Here is an 18,731-nt window from a genome sequence, read left to right as displayed (position 1 = left end):
CCCGCGCGGCCAGGTCCGCTGTTTCGCGGCACCAGCCGCTACCACGGGAACACCGCCCGGAGGGCGACTGAGATCGGCTCGAGGTCGGCGACGAGGCGATCGAGTTCGCTGGGGCTCAGTGCGTTGTACGGTGCCTCGGCGAGCCGGTCGGTCAGCGCCTCGACTCGTTCCTTCGTGGCCCGACCGGCGGCGGTCAGCCAGCCGTCGGTCCCGACAAGACCACGGGCACGCATCCCGTCGATGACCGCGGTCAGCTGCGCGGCAGGCAGATGGTGGACCCGGCCGAACTGCTCGGCGGGCATGTCCACGGACAGCGCGTGCAACACGTGTGCCTCCGTCCCGCCGACACCCTCGGCCACCAACGCGACGGTGTGGCCGTCGCCGCGGTGTTCGCGCAGCAAGGTGGCCGCGTGCCACAGCCGGGCCACAGGCTCCTGCGGTACGGGAAGCGCACGCAGGGCGGCGTAGAGGGCGCGTCCCTCCATAGGCGCGCTGGTCGCCGCCCTCACCAGGAGGTCGCTGGCGCGCGCGACACCGGGGGCGTCGGCGAGTTCACCGAGGATCCGCCGCATCCCCGCGACGCAGCCCCGCTCGCGGGCGGCCAGCGCCGCCTCGGGCGTGGTCAGGGCCCAGACCCGCGGGAGGTGGCGTGCCACCTCGCCTGGGGCGAAGTTGTAGAAGACCGCGTGGACCACCTCGGCGGGCACCGCCCGGCCGAACGGCGCGGCCCGTCCGGCGAAGTAGGCGTCCCACTGGTTACGCAGGCCCAGCGCAATCAGGGCCTCGTCCGACTCGTCGGCAAAGTAGGGCACCATGCCGATCGGCTCGACCAGGTCGTACATGCGGCGGGCTACGGGTTGCGGGTGCGACATCTCATCCCCTGTGTTCCTGGCGGCGCCCTCGCGGCGGCCGCTCACCCACACCACGAACGGCGCACGCAGGATCCGACATCACTACTGAGCCTTCGCCACCGGATCACTCAGGGGAACACCGCGCGGTTCCTTCACGAACAGGGTCGTGACCAGGCCGACGAGCGTCACGACCGCGAGGTACACACCGACCGCGTACACCGTCCCTGTGCTTGTCTGCAAAGCTTCGGCGATGGTCGGCGCGAACGCTCCACCGAGGACCGCGCCGAGGGCGTACGAAATCGCAGCGCCGCTGTACCGGACCCTGGTCGGGTACAACTCCGCGTAGAACGCGGCCTGCGGTCCGTACGTCAAACCGAGTCCCACGGAGAACAGCAGCAGCGCGAGGATCAACAACCCGACGTTGCCGGTGTTGATCAGGGCGAAGAACGGGAACATCCACGCCAGTTGGATGACGAACCCGACCTGGTAGACCCGGATACGGCCGTAGCGGTCCGACAGCCAGCCGCCGACCAGCGTGCTCACCAGCCACCCCAGCGCCGAGATCATCACCGCGATCAACACGGTCGAGCGATCCAGGTGCAGCGCGCGGGTCGCATACGATTGGACGTACCCACCTGTGGTCATGTAACCGACGGCGTTGTTGGCCGCGAACATCAACGCGCCCCCGATCACCAGCGGCCAGTGGTTTCGAAACAGTGGCACGATCGGCACGCTGGACTGGGCGCGCGACTGCCGTACCTCCTCGAAGACCGGGCTTTCGGAAACCCTGGTGCGGATGAACATGCCGACGACGATCAGCACGACACTGGCCAGGAACGGGATCCGCCAGCCCCACGCGAGGAACTGCTCGGCCGTGGTCAGCCCGGCGACCAGCGCGAGCACACCGTTGGCCAGCAGCAACCCGATGGGAACACCGATCTGCGGGAACGCGCCGTAGAGGCCACGGCGCTCGGCCGGCGCGTGCTCGACGGCGAGCAGCGCCGCCCCGCCCCACTCACCGCCGGCGGACAGGCCCTGCAGGATCCGCAGAAGCACCAGGATGATCGGGGCGGCCACACCGATCGACGCGGTGGTGGGCACGAGGCCGATCAGCACAGTCGACACGCCCATCAGCAGCAACGTCAGGATCAGCATGGCGCGTCTGCCGATCCTGTCGCCTAAGTGGCCTGCGATGATGGCGCCGACGGGGCGGAAGAAGAAGCTGATGCCGATGGTGGCGAACGACAGCAGCAGCGCGTCCTTGCCCAGTGCGGCGAAGTACTGCGAGGCGAAGACCAGGCCCGCGCAGATGGCGTAGATGAAGAAGTCGAACCACTCGATCGTCGTACCCACCATGGCCGCCAGGACGACCCGGCGGTGCTCGGCGTCGACGTGCTTGGTCAATCGCATCATCGCGACTCCCCGTGCGCTGGAGGAAAACCGACCCAGGATCGTATACAGTCACACCCGTTCAGGTACGACATTGTCCGACCCCTGGGGGATATATCGGCTAGTAGCTGCGAAATCTTTACCGAATGGTGTACCTTTTCATATATGGTTTCGGGCGAAGAGCTGGCGATATCCGACCAGGCCACGGACGGGCTGAGCAAGGCCCAGAGGACCTACCAGGCCATCCGGTCCCGGATCGCGGACGGCACCTACAGCCCCGGCCACCGCCTGGTGCTCGGCGCGCTGGCCAAGGAGTTCGACGTCAGCCCGGTACCGGTCCGTGAAGCGATCCGCCTGCTGCAGGCCGAAGGCCTCGTCCACTTCGAACGCAACATCGGCGCGACAGTGGCGGCGATCGACCCGCTGGAGTACCAGCACACCATGCAGATGCTGGCGATCGTCGAAGGCGCGGCGACAGCGCTGGCGGCGCCACACCTGACCGCGGACGCGATCGCGCACGCCACCGACGTCAACGACCGCCTGCGGGCACTGCTGAGCACGTTCGATCCGGTCGCCTTCACCCAGCTCAACCACGAGTTCCACGAGACGCTCTACCTGCCGTGCCCGAACCCGACGCTGATCGACCTGGTCCAAAAAGGCTGGTCGAGGCTCGCCACGATCCGTGATTCGACGTTCTCGTTCGTGCCGGGCCGCGCGGAAGCCTCCGTCGCCGAACACGACCAACTGCTCGACCTGATCCGGACCGGCGCAGGCCAGGAATGGATCGAACACCGAGCGCGGACCCACAGGACCGCGACGATCGACGCATTCCTGGCCTGGGAGTCGGCCAAGCACAGCTAGCAGTCGCGCAGGAACCGGTCGAGCACCCGCGTGCCGAACTTGAGGGCGTCCACCGGCACCCGCTCGTCGACGCCGTGGAAGAGCGCGGAGAAGTCCAGGTCGGCGGGGAGCTGAAGCGGGGCGTACCCGAAGCACCGAATCCCCAGCTGAGCGAACGACTTGGCATCCGTCCCACCGGACAACATGTACGGGAGAGCCTTCGCGGCGGGGTCCTCGGCGAGGATCGACGAGGTCATGTGGTCGACGAGAGCACCGTCGAAGGTCGTCTCGACGGCGGGAAGGCCGGTCCACTCCCGCTCGATGTCCGGACCGAGGATCTCGTCGAGCTCCCGCTCGAAGGCCTCCTGACGACCGGGAAGAACCCGGCAGTCCACAGTGGCCTCGGCAATCGACGGGATGACGTTGGCCTTGTAACCGGCCTTGAGCATGGTCGGGTTGGCCGTGTCGCGGAGGGTGGCACCGATCATCCGGGAGATGTTGCCGAGCTTGGCGACGGTGCCCTCGAGATCGTCCTCGTCGACAGCGAGCCCGGTGATGTCACTGATGCCGTGGAGGAAGTCACGAACGGAGTCGGTCAGCACGATGGGGAACCGATGGGTCCCCAGCCTGGTCACGGCCTGCGTGAGCTTGGTAACAGCGTTGTCGTCATGGATCATCGACCCGTGCCCAGCCCGCCCCCGGGCCCGCAGGGTCATCCAGGCGATGCCCTTCTCGGCGGTCTCGATGAGATAGGCCCGCACACCGTCCTTGACGGTGATCGAGAAGCCCCCGACCTCGGAGATGGCCTCGGTGGCGCCCTCGAAGAGCTCGGGCCGGTTCTCCACCAGCCACTGGGCGCCGAAGTGCCCGCCGGCCTCCTCATCGGCGAGGAAGGCGAAGATGATGTCCCGCTTGGGCACGATGCCATCCCGCTTGAAACGCCGGGCAAGCGCAAGGCTCATCCCAACCATGTCCTTCATGTCCACGGCACCCCGGCCCCACACGTAGCCGTCCTGAACGGCACCGGAGAACGGGTGAACAGACCACTCGGAAGCATCCGCGGGAACAACATCAAGATGCCCGTGCACCAGCAACGCCCCACGACCAGGATCACTACCGGCCAACCGCGCGACAACATTGCCCCGCCCAGGAGCCCCCGACTCGACGTAGGTGGTCTCGTACCCAACCTCAGCCAGCTTCTCCGCGACATACTCAGCGGCAGCCCGCTCCCCCACGAGGGTGTCCGGATCACCGGTGTTGGTGGTGTCGATCCGGATGAGCTCAGAGGTGAGGAGAACGGCCTCCTCCTCAGCGAAGGAGGTGTCCGGAACCTGACGGGCGGTGGGTGGCAGCTGCTCAGTCACAAGGCCTTCCTATCACTGATTTCACCGAACCCACCCCCCGATTTGGGATGATCATCAACCATCCGCTAAGCTGTTGCCACAACAGAAGAGAGCAAGTCCGGGTGGCGGAATGGCAGACGCGCTAGCTTGAGGTGCTAGTGCCCTTAACGGGCGTGGGGGTTCAAGTCCCCCCTCGGACACCGCAGTACGTGATATTTCCCCAGCAGCGCAAGGTACTTGAACACCTTCACGGTGACCGCGCACGAAGCTGGATCACCCCCACGATGTGGGGGCAGCCATGATCGACCGAGTCGTGGCTCCCGTCATTCCATGGTCAACAAGCACGTCTCCGTCTCGATCGTCGGCCCCTGCCGGGGCAGGTCGAGCGAAGACGTTGCCGTTGGCTGTCCCTCCGGCCCCGCCCGTGGCGGCACCGGTGGATGTGATTTACGGCATGGGCCGGATCGACTCCTCCGGCCGGATCTCCGACCGAGCAGTGACCGAGGCGCTGGGCTGGCAGATCGGTGACCGCCTCACCCTCACCGGCACCCCCGGCGTGGTCATCGCCCGCCGTGACCCGACCGGCATGATCGCCTTCGGCCACAAGCCCTACCTCACCATTCCCGCCGTCCTGCGCACACGGTGCGGACTGTCCACAGGCGATCGGGTGTTGCTGGCCGCCACCCCGGATGAAGATCTGCTGACGGTGTACCCGCTCGGCACGGTCCATCAGGCCATCCGCAGCAGCGCCTCAGGTGAGGGTGGTGAGTCACGATGACGACCTCGCACCCCGACAAGACGGCCGCGCTGGACGCCGCGAAGCTCGTCTTGGCCGGGATGGGCCTGTCCCCGCAGGACCTGCTCACCCAACCCGACACCCGGCCACCGGCGCCCACGTTCGCCGAATACATCCCCACCGTGTCCGCTGCGGTCACCGCAGGCACCCGGCGGGTTTACGGCTCCTACTGGAACCGCATCACCGACCGGTGGGGCGACCGCCGCCTGGACGAACCCACCCCCTCCGAGATCCGCGCCCTGGTCGAAGACGTCAAAGCCAACGTGGTGGCCCGACGCAACTCCCGCGGCGGACGCAGCGCCGCCGAACACCTCATCGCCGCCCTACGCTGCGTCTACCGACACGCCGAAGACGACAACCTCATCACCAAGACCGACAACCCAGCCCGCAAGGTCGACAAACCACGCCGTCTTCCTTCCACTCGCCGCGCGGTCGCCGACACCCGCCTGGCCGAGATCAACACGGCAGCGGCCACCACGGGCAACGACCCCGCACTGGACACGCTGTTGTTGCGGCTACACACCGAGACCGCGTGTCGCCGGGGCGGAGCCCTCGCCCTGCGACCCCAAGACCTCGACCCGGACCAGTGCCTGATCTTCCTGCGCGAAAAGGGCGAAACCGTACGCTGGCAACCGGTATCACCCACCCTCATGACCTACCTGGTGCACCACGCCGACGAGCGCCACGCACCTCACAACGGACAGCTGCTGCGGTACCGCAACGGCCACCCGATCACCAGCCGCCGCTATGACCACCTCTGGCTGCGCATCGGCCAACACCTGCCCTGGGTCCGTATCCAACAAATCTCCACCCACTGGCTCCGCCACACCACCCTCACCTGGGTCGAACGCAACTTCGGCTACGCCGTCGCCCACGCGTTCGCCGGACACACCGACAGCGGCACCGAGCCCGGCGCCACCGCGACCTACGTCCGCGCCACCCTCGCCGAAATCGCCGCCGCCCTCGCCGCACTCACCTACGTGCCAGACATTCAGCTACAAGGCGCCCAGAGTGTGAGCAACCCGGTGCGGTACGTCAATACGCGAGCGACTAAGAATGTCGTGTTCACTGGAGACCTGCTGAATTCCGCGCCAGGTGTGGAAGGTGACGCGATAGAAGGTAAGTGGAGTATCTACGGTCCCATCGGCAGTATTCCCGCCAACGCCAGTCACTCCTGGGGCCCGAACGGCTACAAAGCCTACGACAACACGATGTGGGATCACAGTCTGGTCCACCAATTCTCGTTCGAAGCAGAGGGCTATCCCGGGTACTGGTACCTGTACGTCAAGAGCACCTGTACACAGACAGACGACAAACAAATTTACCGGTACTATGACGTACGTCAGGTCCCTGCGAACTCGGACGGCGGAGGCTGGCGTCGTTGACAGATACTCCATCACCGCGATATCGCGACTACCTCACCAGGTCCGGAGCGCAGCCGCCTCAGCCTCCTGGCCCCCCGAGTCCTGAGCATCAAGACTCAGCAGTCGTGATGAAGATGCGTGATGGAAGCTGGCGGGCGACCTGGCAAGGCCCGGCCTCCGTACTCGGCGAGTTCACCGGCAACAGGGACGACTCGATCGCGTGGGCCCACCAGCGGTCCCGCCGATGTTGGATCTACTCGGAACAACACGGCGACGTCGTGCTTCACGACGCCGACGACGCAGACCACGACTAACACCCCGTCATCGGACGTGCGAGGGCTGATCGGACCAGCGCCAACCCTCGCGCACACGCACGGGGCCGCCCCTACGACATCGACTTCACGGCGGCGACATCGCGCGGCTCGTTTCCCGGTGTGGCCGGGTACCCGGCCACACCGGGAAACGATCAACGTTAGCGTGGCCGCTCAGGGACAACCAGGACAAGTCGGTGCTGGTCAGCGGATTCTGTCGGCAGCCCGAGACGCGCCGGAGCCGGCGGGGTTGACTGCCGACGCGCGGGCGCGGCGGGATCAGTGGGTCGCGGACCAGGCGCGGCGTTCCCCACCCTCGCCGGGCGGACGCCGAGACCCAGTGAACGAGGCGATCAACCGGTTGGACGGGCGGCGGAACTGACCGTCCATCGCCGGTATCGGGTCAGCGGCGAAGATGTTCCCGAACGCACCGGAGTTGACCTGACCTCGAGTGCGACCTCGAGCATGGCCTCAACCCGGCCCACGTGAGAGCGCCGGAAGCAGGCGCTGGAATATTCCTGCGAGACTGCGGTGGCAGCGATGTCGCGCGGCGTGGTTCGGCACGGGATGTGGCCGGTTACGCGCTGCACGGCTCTACCTCTGTGTCGTTGTGCCACGGGCACCAGGCGTAGTAGCTGGTGTCGAGGTTGCTGCTGGGTGTGGCGCGCCCGTGCTGGGGTTGCCACCCGCGCCAGTGGCGGGTGTTGCAGGTGTTGCACAGCGGTGCACGGACGAACCCGTGCGCGTGGCAGTGATCCCACACGCGAGCTCGCGCGCTCATGCAGCACGCGCACATGAACTGGATCGCCAGGGGCCACCCATGGCGGCCTGCGCGGTCGGCGCGGTAGTCCAGGCCGCTCAGTTGGCCGTCGTAGATGACGGGGTCGGTGTTGTTTGCCTTGGCGCTGTAGAGAATGGCAGTTCGTTTGACTTCGCCGAGATCGGCGACCATCACGTCCCCAACCCGTTCGAACCAGCCGAAGGAGTCCGCGCCGTGGTAGGCGCCCAGGCAGGAGCAATCGCAGTCTGATCCCGCTGCCTCCAGACACGTCCTGGTGCGCTTCGAGAGCCGGGACATGTCCCGGCAGACCACGATGTAGCCGTACCGGTCGATCGCCGCGGTCACCAGCTTGGTCAGGCAGTTGCGTGGCAAAGTCCACTTGCCGCTGTCCTTATCCAGATGCGGAGAACGGATCCGGACCGACTCATGCAGCCATCGACGATTGCCTTTTCGAGCGGGGATTTTCGCGATGACCTGTCCATCGCGTGGCAGCCAGACCAGCGCTACTCCGGGCGCGGTCTGCACGCGCCCGTCGACGATGCTGAACTCAGGTACACCGCACCGCATTCCACGATGACAGAAGGGTCTGACATATTCTGATGGACCAAACCCCAAGCCCGACAAGGAATCGAGATCAACTCTGATGACCGAGCAGCCCCGTATCGAACCGGGCCGCTGGCTTGCCCTGCGCACTGCCGACGGTGAGGTCATCGAGCGGACCGCGATCAGTGGCATCCAGCGGGGCGCGAAGACCATGGTGGTGTGGATCTGCACGGAGCAGGAACGGGCCGCGCCACCAGGACCAACACGCGGACGGCCCTGGCCACTGGACGCCGTCGAACGTGTCCTGGACACCACCGCGCCCAGATAGCTCCCTGCCACCGAGGTGGCACCGTTCGCCTCGCCGATACGATTCGGTGCGTGCTCATCGCCGAGGCCCGTGACCTGCTCAGCCAGACGTTCACCGCCACGGTCCGCCGGGCGTTCATCTGGAGCGTCGAGCACCACAGCGACGGTGTCCGCGCCTACTACGCCGACAAGATCGCGCAGAGGCCGCCGCGCAACCCCGGACACAACCCGCTGGCCGTTCCCGACGTGCCGCCCGCGACCGTGAACATCCGCCGCCAGCCACGGGAAACGGCGTCGATTACCTTCACCTACCCTGTCCGCATCGCCGAAGGGGATTGTCCGGTACCAGCGGATCAAGTGGTTGCTCGGTGACCGCGCCACGTGGCGGGAGCTGTTGTGGCTGCTGTTCGACCCGGTGGTCGGCGTGCTGATCGTGGCGCCGCCGGTGCCGTGCTATCTCGCTGTCACGGTGCTGTTCTGGTCATGGGTGTGGTGCCTACCTGTAATGGTCTTCTTTGACCCCTGGTGGGGCTGGCACGGGGTGACGTTGAGAACACCGCACCGAGGTAGCCACAGAGGCATCGGCGGGGCCGAAACCTGTCTCAGAACCCTGTTCTCACTCAAACGGCGCACTGATGGGCAGCCCCTCCTTCTCTGTCTCAATGACTATCTCTTTGCGAGGGGGCGAGCCCACGGTCTTATGCAGCCGTGACAACACCTCACAGCTTCTTTCCCTGTCCATGAAAAGGGGGGAACTCCTTCCCGTGCAATCTGGCCAATCTCATCCAACGGGTCCAGATTGCACGCGCTCGGCCCCAGTCTCGGTACATCAAACCGCACCGTCTGGGACGGAGACCCCCGATGTTCGCTCACGTGAGGTGGCACCGAGAGAAGGACGCGGCTCAAGAGTTCGTCCGCACCGACGGAGTCAATCCCGGCCGCGTCGCTCCGACATCGACGCGGTCAACGTATCTGGAAGAACGTGCCGCTTCCTCACAGGCTGGGCGAGCGCTCCGTCACGTCAGGTTGGACAGTTCGCGCTACCTTGACTCGTCGGGGAGAGTTTGTTGTCGAGAACCCACCCTGCTGTGCCCCGATCGAATGCGGACACGTACGTCCAGATTGCATTGTCGGAGCCCACGGTCCAGCAGTAGTAGTCCAGCCGGTCGCCGTGGTAGATGGTGGCAAGATCGGAACACGAGTATGCCGAGCCGCTCTGCGGGGCCAGGTCCCTGATCGCTTTCGGCCATACGCCATTGGAACCCTGAGTGTCCCGGTTCGGCGGACGGGAGCTGCCACACGGGTAGTGCTGGATTTCTACGTCACTCGCTTGTTCCGCACTAGCGGCCGTTCCCGCAGCACTGAAAGCGATAAGTGCGGCAACCCCACTGACTACGACGGTCTTGGTCGTGCGCATGTGCATCGTGCCTTCCTGATTCGGTCCAGTTACGGACGTGTGCCTACCCAGCGCCAGGATGTGCGGCCGATCGTGTGATTTGCTGCAGGATTGCTGCAAGCACAGTTGAGGGCGTGAGGGGCAGGACAACCATGTCGAATGGATGACGGGGGTGGCAAGGGGTGTCGGTCCGTTCGCCGTCCCGACATGCACAAACCCGTGTTGAGCAGGTATTTTACAGGGGCTTGGGACGCCTGCTGTCATGCTGGCTCGCGGCACCGAACGACTGGGGAGGTCGATGGTTGTGTCCGACACGGGCAGCGAGCTTGCGAGACATCTCGCCGAGATGAAGAACCGGAGCGGATTGAGTTATTCCGATCTTGGCCGCAAAACGCATATGAGCAGTTCCACTCTGCATCGATACTGCACCGGGAAAACGGTCCCGCCGGATTATGACGCTGTCGTCAGAATCGCCACAGCGTGCTCGGCGACAGATAAAGAACTGATCGAGCTGCTGCGACAGTGGCGCCTGGCCACCGACCCGGACACGGCGCTGCCAGTCGCGGACCCGGTACCCGTTTCAGGGAAAAAGAGACGTCCGCAGCGCCTTCTCAGAACCGCTGCGGCTTTGCTTGTCATAGCTTTGGCGGTGGCAGCGGCCAGCGTTCCGTACACCCAGCACCTTGGCGTCCCGCAACACATCGACGGTCCCTCCTGGCAAAAAGAAACTCCGGTCGACCCGAAGTTGTTCGGCGTCACGGCATCCTCACGGAGTGGTTCGATGCCGGCCTTCCGGGTCGGCAGTGTGCGGTTTTGGGACAGCGGAACCCGGTGGGCCAGCCTGCAGCCGCAACCGGGTGCGTACGAATGGACCGTCCTGGATCGCCTGGTGGCCGGGGCGCAGCAGGCCGGTCTTCCGGCGACGCTCGTCTTCGGCGGAACACCAGCATGGGCGGCACCCCACGGGCCCAAGGCCCCGTACAGCGACGGATCACGCAGCGCGCCACCCGACGACCTCACGGTCTGGGACGACTTCGTCCGCGCACTCGTGTCTCGGTATCGGGACCGGATCGAGGCGTACGAGGTGTGGGTGCACGCCAACGACGCGCGCTACTACACCGGTTCGACAGAGACGCTGGTCGAGATGACGCGTCGCGCCAGCCGTGTCATCAAGGCAACGGACCCCAAGGCTGTCGTGGTCTGTCCCTCAATCACCGGGTTGTGGACTGACGAAGGCCGGCGGATGCTGCGCCGGTTCGCCGAGCTCCGAGGTTACGACCATTGCGACATCGCCGGCCTGAATCTGCATCAGCGACAAGTACTTGACCCCCCGGAGACCATGCTCGACCTGCTGCAGCAGGTCGACCACGCGATGCATGACGCCGGTGTGCACCCACCGCTGTGGAACACCGGCGTCACCTATGAGTACGTGCGGGAAGAACCTCTCGACCAGCAACGCGCCGTCGACTACGCGACGCGCTTCTACCTCGTCGCGCTCTACGGCAGCAACTTCGGACTCGCGCGCACGTACTTCTACAACTGGGGCGGCGGCGAGCGACTGCCGATCGCGCTCCAAGCAGTCGGCGGTCCGCCCACTCAAGCCGCGCTCGCCGTCGAGGAACTGCAGCGCTGGCTGTCGCACACCATGAGCCACTCCTGCGGTCAAGGCGTGGCGATCAACCTACCGGGCAACGTGTGGCAATGTCAGTTCACCACCGCAGACCACCGGTCGCTGGTGATCCGCTGGACGCACGGCGGCTCCGCGACCACCACCGCTGGCCCACACGCCGACGAAGTACGGCACCTCGACGGAACCAGCAGACCCCTACACCCTGGCGACACCGTTCACATCACCGAAACCCCAGTGCTCATCATGCACCGCCAGCCCTAAGCTCATTCCGTCGAACACAGAACCCAACGTGGGCATGCGCCACAAAGCGTTAAAACGCTAGCGCCACAAAGCTTTGACTGTCACATCCAGAGTTGTGAATGTTCGAAGTCGTTTGCACGTGCCCCGGCACGACTCCCTGGCCAGTTTGCGAACTAATCGATCGCGGTATCGAGGGAACCTGACCGACTGGATTGCTTCGGGCCGCTCGTAGCGCGTGTGTTTGCCGGTTTCCGACCAAGATCGGAATAACTTGGCGCGCGTCAATCTTTGGCCTCGTGAGATGCCGCGCGAGCTGACTCGCAGTGCCGGGCAAAGCCAGCGACTTCCCCAAGCCGCAGGCGCCCCGAATCGGTAGGCCATGTCCCACGCCAGCGAGAAATGCCTGCTTGACACGGGTCCGTGCATCTCGGGACAGCGACCGCGCCCGAAGTCCTTGCGCCGTCAACGCCCGCTTGGCATGGTTGCCACGAGATTTTTCGTCAGGATCGGGCTGCGCTCACCGGCCGGCAGCAGTCGCTTTGTTCCGTGACCGGACCTGACGCGTCCGATATCCGCACATTCTCGCGAACGGCACTCACAGGAGCGGTCGATGTTACGAAGCGCTCGGGACGAGCTCCGCGCACTGTTGGCATATCGCAAGGAAATTCAAGCATACGACCGTGACCGCCTCGGCTACATCCAGAAACGCCGGAAGGCCGACGGCAAGAATTTTCGCCTGGACGACTACGAAGTCGTCATCACAGACGGGCCGAGTGCGAAGAAGATCCTCGCCGACACCAATCGGACGAACTTCGTCAACCCTGACCTGTATGCCGCCAGGTGCCCGCTGGACGCCGCCAAGCAGTACACGAGTGACTGGATGCCCGCCAGGCACAACGCGCTCCAGCACATGAAACGCCGCCGCGCGGCCGAGCACGCCACTGCGGTCGAGGAAGCGTTTGCCTCGTACCTGCGCACCGTCGAAGGCAGTCGAGTGGACGTGACAGAAGTGCTGAAAATGGCGTCCGGGCAGGTCATGGCCGAACTCACGTTCGGCAGGCACGGGTCCCAGGTCGCCGAGATGGTCCGGACATCCGTGCACGCCAACCTGCCGATCATGAACAGTTCACAGGTTCTGCCAGGATGGCTGCCGCTGCCACGAGTACGCAGGCAGCGCAGGCGATCCCGTGCGCTGCGGGCCCGCGTCGACGAGATTGTCACCAACCGCCAGGGTTCCGGGAAGACCGAGTCCGAAAATCTGCTCGATGCGATAGCCAACGGCACGGGTGCCAGCCGCAAGCAGGTCGTAGACGCGGTACAAGTCTGCTTGCTCGCCTCGTTCGGAGTACCTGGCGCGGCGCTTTCGTGGTCGCTGGCGATGCTCGAGCGCGACGACGAATTCGCGGCCATGGCGAGAAAGGAAGCAATCGGCGCGCCGATCACGTCGAACATCCTCGAGGACGCGCCAATCATCACCGCGATGGTGTACGAAGTGCTCCGGTTGTACCCGCCCGCCTGGCTGATAGCCCGCGTGGCCGGTTCGGAAATCCGGCTGCCGGATTTGACGGTGGCACCAGAAACCACGATCAACATAATCCTGTTCAGCATACATCGTGACGCTAAAGAATGGGACATGGCCGACTCGTTCGAGCCGCGGCGCTGGCTCGAGGCCAACGGCATGCGCAAAGGCATCTTCCTCCCGTTCGGAGCAGGCCCTCGCGTGTGCATCGGGTCGCACCTCGGGATGATCGAGATTGTCACGATGCTCATCGTGTTCCTGCGTGCACACAGGTTGACGACCGTGGAACTGGACGCGACGCCGGACGTGCGAACCCTGTTGGTCCCTCGGCATTTCGAGGCCGGTATCACCAAGCTGGGGTGAAGGACTTGGCGAATCGAGTTGCGTATCTTTGTCGCGGGTTCGGTTACGGCCACGCAGTTCGAGCGACGCACGTCCTCGAGTCGATGCGAGGCATAACCACGGCACCCGCGACAACAGAACTGGTGACTGGTGGCAGCGGAGGCGAATACCTCCGCAGGTCTGGCGTAGGGCACATCGACGCGAAGTGGACAGACGACAACGACCATTCGTGGTCGACGCGCCGCAAGGTCGCCCGCATGCTGGCCCGGCGCGCCGACAGCATCGATCTTGTCATCGTCGACGAGCTGTTCTACGTACCCGCGCTCTGCGTCGAGATGGAACTGCCCTGCCTGTTCATGGCCTGCACCTTCGCCACATCCCGTTACTTCCGCTTCATCCGCGGTGCGATCGGACAGTCGCAGATGCGTTTCGCGGTCCCGGACTGGTACTCGTTGCATCCGACACCGCCCGAGATCGCGCCGCATGTCGACTTCCTCGGTCCGTTGGTCGCGGTCGAGACCTGCACGCGGCTCCAGGCACGAGCCGCACTCGGCCTGCCTGCCGACGCGACGATCACAGTCCTGCTTCACGGATCACCGCACACAAGCAAGGGCGCGATCCGCTTGCGGATGCTCCAGGAGGCGGTCGATCACTGGCGGACCGGATCCCGCTCCGACTCGCTCCTCGTCGTAGTTGGTGAGAAGCCAGCCAATTGGTCTGACGCCACCTCAGCCGGTGAGGTGAAGTGGATCCTCTTCACCAACCACACGCGTCTGCTGGCAAAGGCCGCCGACCTCGTTCTCGCCTGCGCCGGGACGGTGGCGCTGGAATCGTTGCGCGCCGGAACCCCGACCATCGCCTACACATCGCGGGCGGACTGGCTGGCACACGCGCGAATGAACTACCTCGCGGGCTTGAACGTGGCAGTGCACAGATGCGTCGACGACGACGTCGATCGCGCATTCGCCGACGACGTAGCCGCTTCGAACGACCTTCGCGACGTCAACGACCTCGGCCTTTCCTGGGCCGATCCCAGCAAGATCGCCGCACTGGCGATCGGTCTCGTCAGGTGAATCCACCGACGGCTCCCGAGGGGAGGTGAACCTGCAATGGCAAGAACCGTACTGAGGAAGATCCGCCGCACGCTCCGCATGGGCGGACGCTACACGTGGACCTGCGCGCACTAGTTAACGCGATGTCCGCAGCGTGGTGGAGCGACAGGACTGTTCCTCCACCACGCCGTTCCTCCACACACGCCAACCCGGCATCATCCGCACGAAACCTCGGGGAGACACCGTGTTCACCCTTGGCATCAACTGGAAATGGCACGACCCCTGCGCGGCACTGGTCATGGACGGACAGGTACTGGCAATGGCCGAGGAGGAGCGGTTCACCAGGCAAAAGCACGCCAGGAACAGCTACCCGGTGAACGCGGCCCGTTATTGCCTCGACCTCGCGGGAATACACTGGCGAGATCTGGATGTCCTGACGGTCGGCTGGGACATCCCGGCCGTAGTCCACTGGACCGACAACACCCGCCGTGAGCTGTTGTGCGCGCTGTTCGGCGACGACGCGGCAACCAGCCCTCTCCCGGTGGAGTTCGTGCAACACCACGTCGCGCACGCGGCGTCGGCCTTCTACGCGTCGGGGTTCGACAGTGCGGGCGTGCTTGTGGTCGACGGCAGCGGAGAACGTCAGTCCATCTCGATTTTCCGCATGGACAGGCAGCAGCACGGCCCGCACCTTCTCCGGTCCTGGCCGACGAGCTACTCGATTGGCGCGATGTACGAGGCAGCCACGACCACTCTTGGTTTCAGCACGCTGGAGTGCGGGAAGACCATGGGGCTGGCCCCGTATTCGCCGGGCAGGCACAGCGAGGTGTTCCCGCTCGGTGACCTGCTCCCCGGTACCAGCCGTCCACTTGCCGCCCTGCAGGACAACATGGCCTATGTGGAGCTTCTTCACCGGTGGGAGGAGTACTTCGGGCGCACGTTCACCTCCATCACAAAGGATCGCGATCAACTGTGCGACGACCAGATTGCGACGATGCTGGCCGCGTCCGCGCAGCGCACGGTGGAAGAGGTGTATCGCCAGCTGTACACAGACGCCGTGTGCCTCTCAGGTGAGCAGAACCTGTGCGTCGCCGGCGGCGTGGCGCTCAACTCGGTGGCCAACGGTCGGTTGCCGGAGCCAGTGTTCATCCCGCCGTGGCCGCACGACGCCGGAGTCGCGCTCGGTGCGGCCTGGATCGTGACGCCACCAGCGCATGGCAGGGTTGAACACTCCCCTTACCTCGGCCCCGAACCAGGGCCGGTGCCCTCCTCCGCCGAGTTGGCCAGCAGGAACCTGGTCATCAGCGACTTCACACCGCCGGACGTGGCGCAACTGCTGCTGGCCGGGGGAATCGGCGCGCTGGCAACCGGACGCGCGGAGGTGGGGCCCCGAGCCCTCGGGAACAGGTCCATCATCGCGCTGCCGAGACCGACCGAGATGGCGAAGGTAGTGAACTCGCTCAAAGGGCGTGAGCCATGGCGCCCTCTCGCACCTGCTGCGTTGCCGCACTACGCGGATAGGCTCTGGGCACGTCAACCAGCCCGCGAACGCTACATGGTCGGTAATACCGCGACATCCGGGCTCGGACGCGAACTCCTGCCCGCCGCCACTCACATGGACGGCTCCACCCGGCCGCAAGTCGTCGACAAATCGCTGGCCCCGGCTCTCGCGGGCATCCTCGCAGAGCTCGAGGCCGGCGGGCTGCCCCCGATCCTCATCAACACCTCCTTCAACGGACCGGGCGAACCGATCGTGAACTCCGCTGCGGACGCCCTGAACTGCTTCAGCCGCCAGTCGTTGGACTTCATGGTGCTTGGTGACGCACTGGTTACCCACCGGTCCTCGGCACGAGAAGTGCGGCCGTACCAAGTCCAGCCTAACCACGCCTTCGGATGACTGCCCTCGGCTCCACCTTCGCGCGCAGATGGCGGCCATTATTCACGAATCGCCCGTTCATGGTTCTGTGGTCTGCGCGTACGCTTTCGTGGTTCGGCAACGCGATGGCTCCCATGGCCCTCGGTTTCGCGGTGCTGGACGCGATTGGCGGAGTAGCGAGCCTCAGTGCAGTGATCGTGGCGCGTTCCGTGCCGAACCTACTGCTCGTGCTATTCGGCGGAGCACTCGCGGACAGGTCGATCCGCAGACGCGTCATGATGTGGTCGGCTTTCGTGTCAGCGGTCAGCCAGTTCGTGTGCGCGTGGGTCTTCCTGTCCGGTCACGCGACTCTGCCGTTGCTGCTCGCGTTGTCGGTCGTCAACGGATCCTCAGCGGCGTTGGCCGGACCTGCCAGCGACGCGTTGCTCCGCCTTGTCGTCCCTGATCAGCAGTTGCGTGACGCGGGCGCTTTCGCGAGGTTCGGCATGGATATGGCATTGCTCACCGGAACGGGTATCGGCGGCGTGCTGATCGCGACTTTCGGGCCGGCGACGACGCTGATGATCGACGCAGGAACGTTTCTGTTCGCCGGGATCATGTACGCGTGCTTGCCCGAACCTCCGACCACCACGGACAGCAGCAGCGGGATGTGGCGTTCTTTGAGGGAAGGACTCACTCACGTACTCGCGTCACGGTGGATCGCGGGTTGCGTGCTCGTGACGTGGGTCTACATGTCGTGTTTCGCCTGCGGGATCCAAGTCCTGGCCTTGATCGTTGCCGACGACACCTTCGGACGCGCGGGCCTGGGGCTGGCCAACGCTTTCCAGATCGCGGGCAGTATCACCGGGATCATGGTCTTCACACTGATGAAGGACCGAGTCCGCCTGTCCACCGCCGTGGCGGCTATGGGGTGTTCGCTGGCGGCTCCGCTCGGTGTGCTCGCGTTCGGCGCAGCGAACCAGCCGCCGACAGCAGGGCTGCTCATGCCCATGTCGATGGCCATGCTGGTCGCCGGCGTCATCGGCCAGGTCGCGGCATCTGTCCAAAGCGTCACCCTGCAGCGGAAGGTGCCCAGCGACCGGATCGGACGGGTTGGGTCTTACTCGGCGCTCGCGTCGCTCGGGGGAATCGCGGCTGGTGAGATTCTCGCGGCGCCACTCGCGGCGGGCCTTGGCGTTGCAGGCGGACTGGCACTGCTCGCGGGACTGGCGATCGCCGTCAGCGTTGCCGTGGCACTGCTACCATCCGTCCGTATCATCGACTCGGCTGCGGACTGAATCCGCAGATTCAGCCGACGCGCTCAGTGTGGGAGCTGAGGCCGCCGATACACCGCCGCGGCGGTCGGGCTCACCGGTCACGCAGCTCGTCGACACCTCGGCGGGCACCGCTCATTTCGGCCTGGAAGCCAGCGGCCGCGACAGCGGATATGGCGAGAGTTCCTGCACCACGCCCTCGCCCGGTCGAGCTACGCCTGGACCGGCACGGCCGCCGACGATCCTGACCGCTGCCGGTGCGGTCACCGGCTGTGTGCCATCCGATCGTGGACGCGGAGTACGTCGACGACGTCGCTCCTGCGGCACGCTCACCCGTTCGCGCGCGGCAGGCTTGTCCCGGGCCTCTGGCACTGGCAAGGCTACGCGCTTTCACGAAGCTGATCTCGTGATGTGTCAAGAGGGTGTCTCACGTGGTTCATCATGGTGTGTCATGATCATTCAGGTGGTGGATGATCTGTCGCGGCGGTTGGTGCCGGATGAGTTGTGGGCGTTGGCGCGGCCGTTGATTCCAGGGTTTGGTGTACGTCCGCAGGGCGGCGGGACCGCGCCGGTGGATGATCGTGCGGTGTTCACCGCGATCGTGTTCGTGTTGACCAGTGGTTGCGCCTGGCGGCTGTTGCCGTTGTCGTTCGGGGTCACCGTGCCCACGGCACATCGTCGGTTCACCGAGTGGACCAAAGCCGGTTTGTGGCGTCGGTTGCACCGCGCGGTGCTGGACGAGTTGGGCAGCCAGGGCCTGATCGACTGGTCACGGGCGGTCCTGGACGGAGCATCGGTCAGGGCCAAAAAAGGGGACCTATGACCGGGACGAACCCAGTCGACCGCGGCAAGACCGGATCGAAGATCCACGTGCTGACCGACTGCGCTGGGATCCCGTT

General features: G+C 65.3%; 14 protein-coding genes, 1 tRNA gene and 2 pseudogenes. 13 read left to right on the top strand and 4 right to left on the bottom strand.

Features of this window, described 5'->3' with window-relative positions; translation table 11 throughout:
- Window positions 1–38: 38 nt before the first annotated feature.
- A complete protein-coding gene (locus ALI144C_RS22790; RefSeq protein WP_076989187.1) occupies window positions 39–872 on the bottom strand; it encodes an SCO6745 family protein in 834 nt (277 codons plus the stop codon).
- Window positions 873–953: 81 nt separating this feature from the next.
- Window positions 954–2,264: an MFS transporter gene (locus ALI144C_RS22785; RefSeq protein ID WP_076989186.1), complete on the bottom strand. Its 1,311-nt coding sequence runs from the start codon at window positions 2,262–2,264 to the stop codon at window positions 954–956.
- Window positions 2,265–2,405: 141 nt separating this feature from the next.
- Here ALI144C_RS22785 and ALI144C_RS22780 point away from each other — a divergent pair, with 141 nt between their 5' ends.
- Window positions 2,406–3,101 carry a GntR family transcriptional regulator gene (locus ALI144C_RS22780; protein WP_076989185.1) on the top strand — a complete coding sequence of 232 codons (696 nt, stop codon included), beginning with the start codon at window positions 2,406–2,408 and terminating at the stop codon, window positions 3,099–3,101.
- Here the strand turns inward: ALI144C_RS22780 and ALI144C_RS22775 are convergent.
- On the bottom strand, window positions 3,098–4,444 hold the full coding sequence (locus ALI144C_RS22775) for a M20/M25/M40 family metallo-hydrolase (RefSeq protein ID WP_237774267.1): 1,347 nt from the start codon (window positions 4,442–4,444) through the stop codon (window positions 3,098–3,100). The genes ALI144C_RS22780 and ALI144C_RS22775 overlap by 4 nt on opposite strands.
- Before the next feature lie 95 nt (window positions 4,445–4,539).
- On the opposite strand from ALI144C_RS22775, the gene ALI144C_RS22770 reads away from it, so the two are divergent.
- From ALI144C_RS22770 to ALI144C_RS22755, 4 genes and pseudogenes are all read left to right on the top strand, one after another.
- A tRNA-Leu gene (locus ALI144C_RS22770) sits at window positions 4,540–4,623 on the top strand.
- A gap of 236 nt (window positions 4,624–4,859) precedes the next feature.
- On the top strand, window positions 4,860–5,201 hold the full coding sequence (locus ALI144C_RS56400) for an AbrB/MazE/SpoVT family DNA-binding domain-containing protein (protein ID WP_193441216.1): 342 nt from the start codon (window positions 4,860–4,862) through the stop codon (window positions 5,199–5,201).
- Window positions 5,198–6,205 (top strand): annotated as a pseudogene (locus ALI144C_RS22760) (tyrosine-type recombinase/integrase); the annotation flags it as partial. The gene ALI144C_RS56400 and the pseudogene ALI144C_RS22760, both read left to right, overlap by 4 nt.
- Before the next feature lie 506 nt (window positions 6,206–6,711).
- Complete coding sequence (locus ALI144C_RS22755) at window positions 6,712–6,897, top strand: hypothetical protein (protein WP_076989183.1); 186 nt, start codon at window positions 6,712–6,714, stop codon at window positions 6,895–6,897.
- A 574-nt stretch (window positions 6,898–7,471) separates the two neighbouring features.
- On the opposite strand, the gene ALI144C_RS22750 is transcribed toward ALI144C_RS22755, so the two are convergent.
- Window positions 7,472–8,200, bottom strand: coding sequence for an endonuclease domain-containing protein (locus tag ALI144C_RS22750; RefSeq protein WP_202819032.1), 729 nt, complete (start codon window positions 8,198–8,200; stop codon window positions 7,472–7,474).
- Window positions 8,201–8,318: 118 nt separating this feature from the next.
- Here ALI144C_RS22750 and ALI144C_RS55670 point away from each other — a divergent pair, with 118 nt between their 5' ends.
- From ALI144C_RS55670 to ALI144C_RS22710, 8 genes and pseudogenes are all read left to right on the top strand, one after another.
- Window positions 8,319–8,546, top strand: coding sequence for a hypothetical protein (locus ALI144C_RS55670; RefSeq protein ID WP_076989181.1), 228 nt, complete (start codon window positions 8,319–8,321; stop codon window positions 8,544–8,546).
- 50 nt (window positions 8,547–8,596) lie between these two features.
- Window positions 8,597–8,896, top strand: coding sequence for a hypothetical protein (locus ALI144C_RS22740; protein ID WP_076989180.1), 300 nt, complete (start codon window positions 8,597–8,599; stop codon window positions 8,894–8,896).
- A gap of 1,322 nt (window positions 8,897–10,218) precedes the next feature.
- Entirely contained in the window at window positions 10,219–11,811 is a 1,593-nt protein-coding gene (locus ALI144C_RS22735) for a helix-turn-helix domain-containing protein (RefSeq protein ID WP_076989179.1), read from the top strand.
- 589 nt (window positions 11,812–12,400) lie between these two features.
- Window positions 12,401–13,672: a cytochrome P450 gene (locus ALI144C_RS22730; RefSeq protein ID WP_076989178.1), complete on the top strand. Its 1,272-nt coding sequence runs from the start codon at window positions 12,401–12,403 to the stop codon at window positions 13,670–13,672.
- Window positions 13,673–13,755: 83 nt separating this feature from the next.
- Window positions 13,756–14,724 (top strand): hypothetical protein, encoded by a 969-nt coding sequence (locus ALI144C_RS22725; protein ID WP_143230799.1) that lies wholly within the window; start codon window positions 13,756–13,758, stop codon window positions 14,722–14,724.
- Between the two features lie 223 nt (window positions 14,725–14,947).
- On the top strand, window positions 14,948–16,600 hold the full coding sequence (locus tag ALI144C_RS22720; protein ID WP_143230798.1) for a carbamoyltransferase C-terminal domain-containing protein: 1,653 nt from the start codon (window positions 14,948–14,950) through the stop codon (window positions 16,598–16,600).
- Window positions 16,597–17,856: an MFS transporter gene (locus tag ALI144C_RS22715; protein ID WP_076989175.1), complete on the top strand. Its 1,260-nt coding sequence runs from the start codon at window positions 16,597–16,599 to the stop codon at window positions 17,854–17,856. The genes ALI144C_RS22720 and ALI144C_RS22715 overlap by 4 nt, the downstream gene beginning before the upstream one ends.
- 439 nt (window positions 17,857–18,295) lie before the next feature.
- Window positions 18,296–18,731: pseudogene (locus tag ALI144C_RS22710) on the top strand (IS5 family transposase); the annotation flags it as partial.

This window comes from Actinosynnema sp. ALI-1.44, from assembly GCF_001984155.1.
Taxonomy (GTDB): domain Bacteria; phylum Actinomycetota; class Actinomycetes; order Mycobacteriales; family Pseudonocardiaceae; genus Kibdelosporangium.
This window is presented reverse-complemented; position numbering and strand designations above follow the sequence as displayed.

Bases quoted from the DNA above. Each gene is read 5' to 3' on its own strand.
- ALI144C_RS22790 (WP_076989187.1), bottom strand. From the start codon at position 872: ATGTCGCACCCGCAACCCGTAGCCCGCCGCATGTACGACCTGGTCGAG.
- ALI144C_RS22785 (WP_076989186.1), bottom strand. From the start codon at position 2,264: ATGATGCGATTGACCAAGCACGTCGACGCCGAGCACCGCCGGGTCGTC.
- ALI144C_RS22780 (WP_076989185.1), top strand. From the start codon at position 2,406: ATGGTTTCGGGCGAAGAGCTGGCGATATCCGACCAGGCCACGGACGGG.
- ALI144C_RS22755 (WP_076989183.1), top strand. From the start codon at position 6,712: ATGAAGATGCGTGATGGAAGCTGGCGGGCGACCTGGCAAGGCCCGGCC.
- ALI144C_RS55670 (WP_076989181.1), top strand. From the start codon at position 8,319: ATGACCGAGCAGCCCCGTATCGAACCGGGCCGCTGGCTTGCCCTGCGC.
- ALI144C_RS22735 (WP_076989179.1), top strand. From the start codon at position 10,219: ATGGTTGTGTCCGACACGGGCAGCGAGCTTGCGAGACATCTCGCCGAG.
- ALI144C_RS22730 (WP_076989178.1), top strand. From the start codon at position 12,401: ATGTTACGAAGCGCTCGGGACGAGCTCCGCGCACTGTTGGCATATCGC.
- ALI144C_RS22725 (WP_143230799.1), top strand. From the start codon at position 13,756: ATGCGAGGCATAACCACGGCACCCGCGACAACAGAACTGGTGACTGGT.
- ALI144C_RS22715 (WP_076989175.1), top strand. From the start codon at position 16,597: ATGACTGCCCTCGGCTCCACCTTCGCGCGCAGATGGCGGCCATTATTC.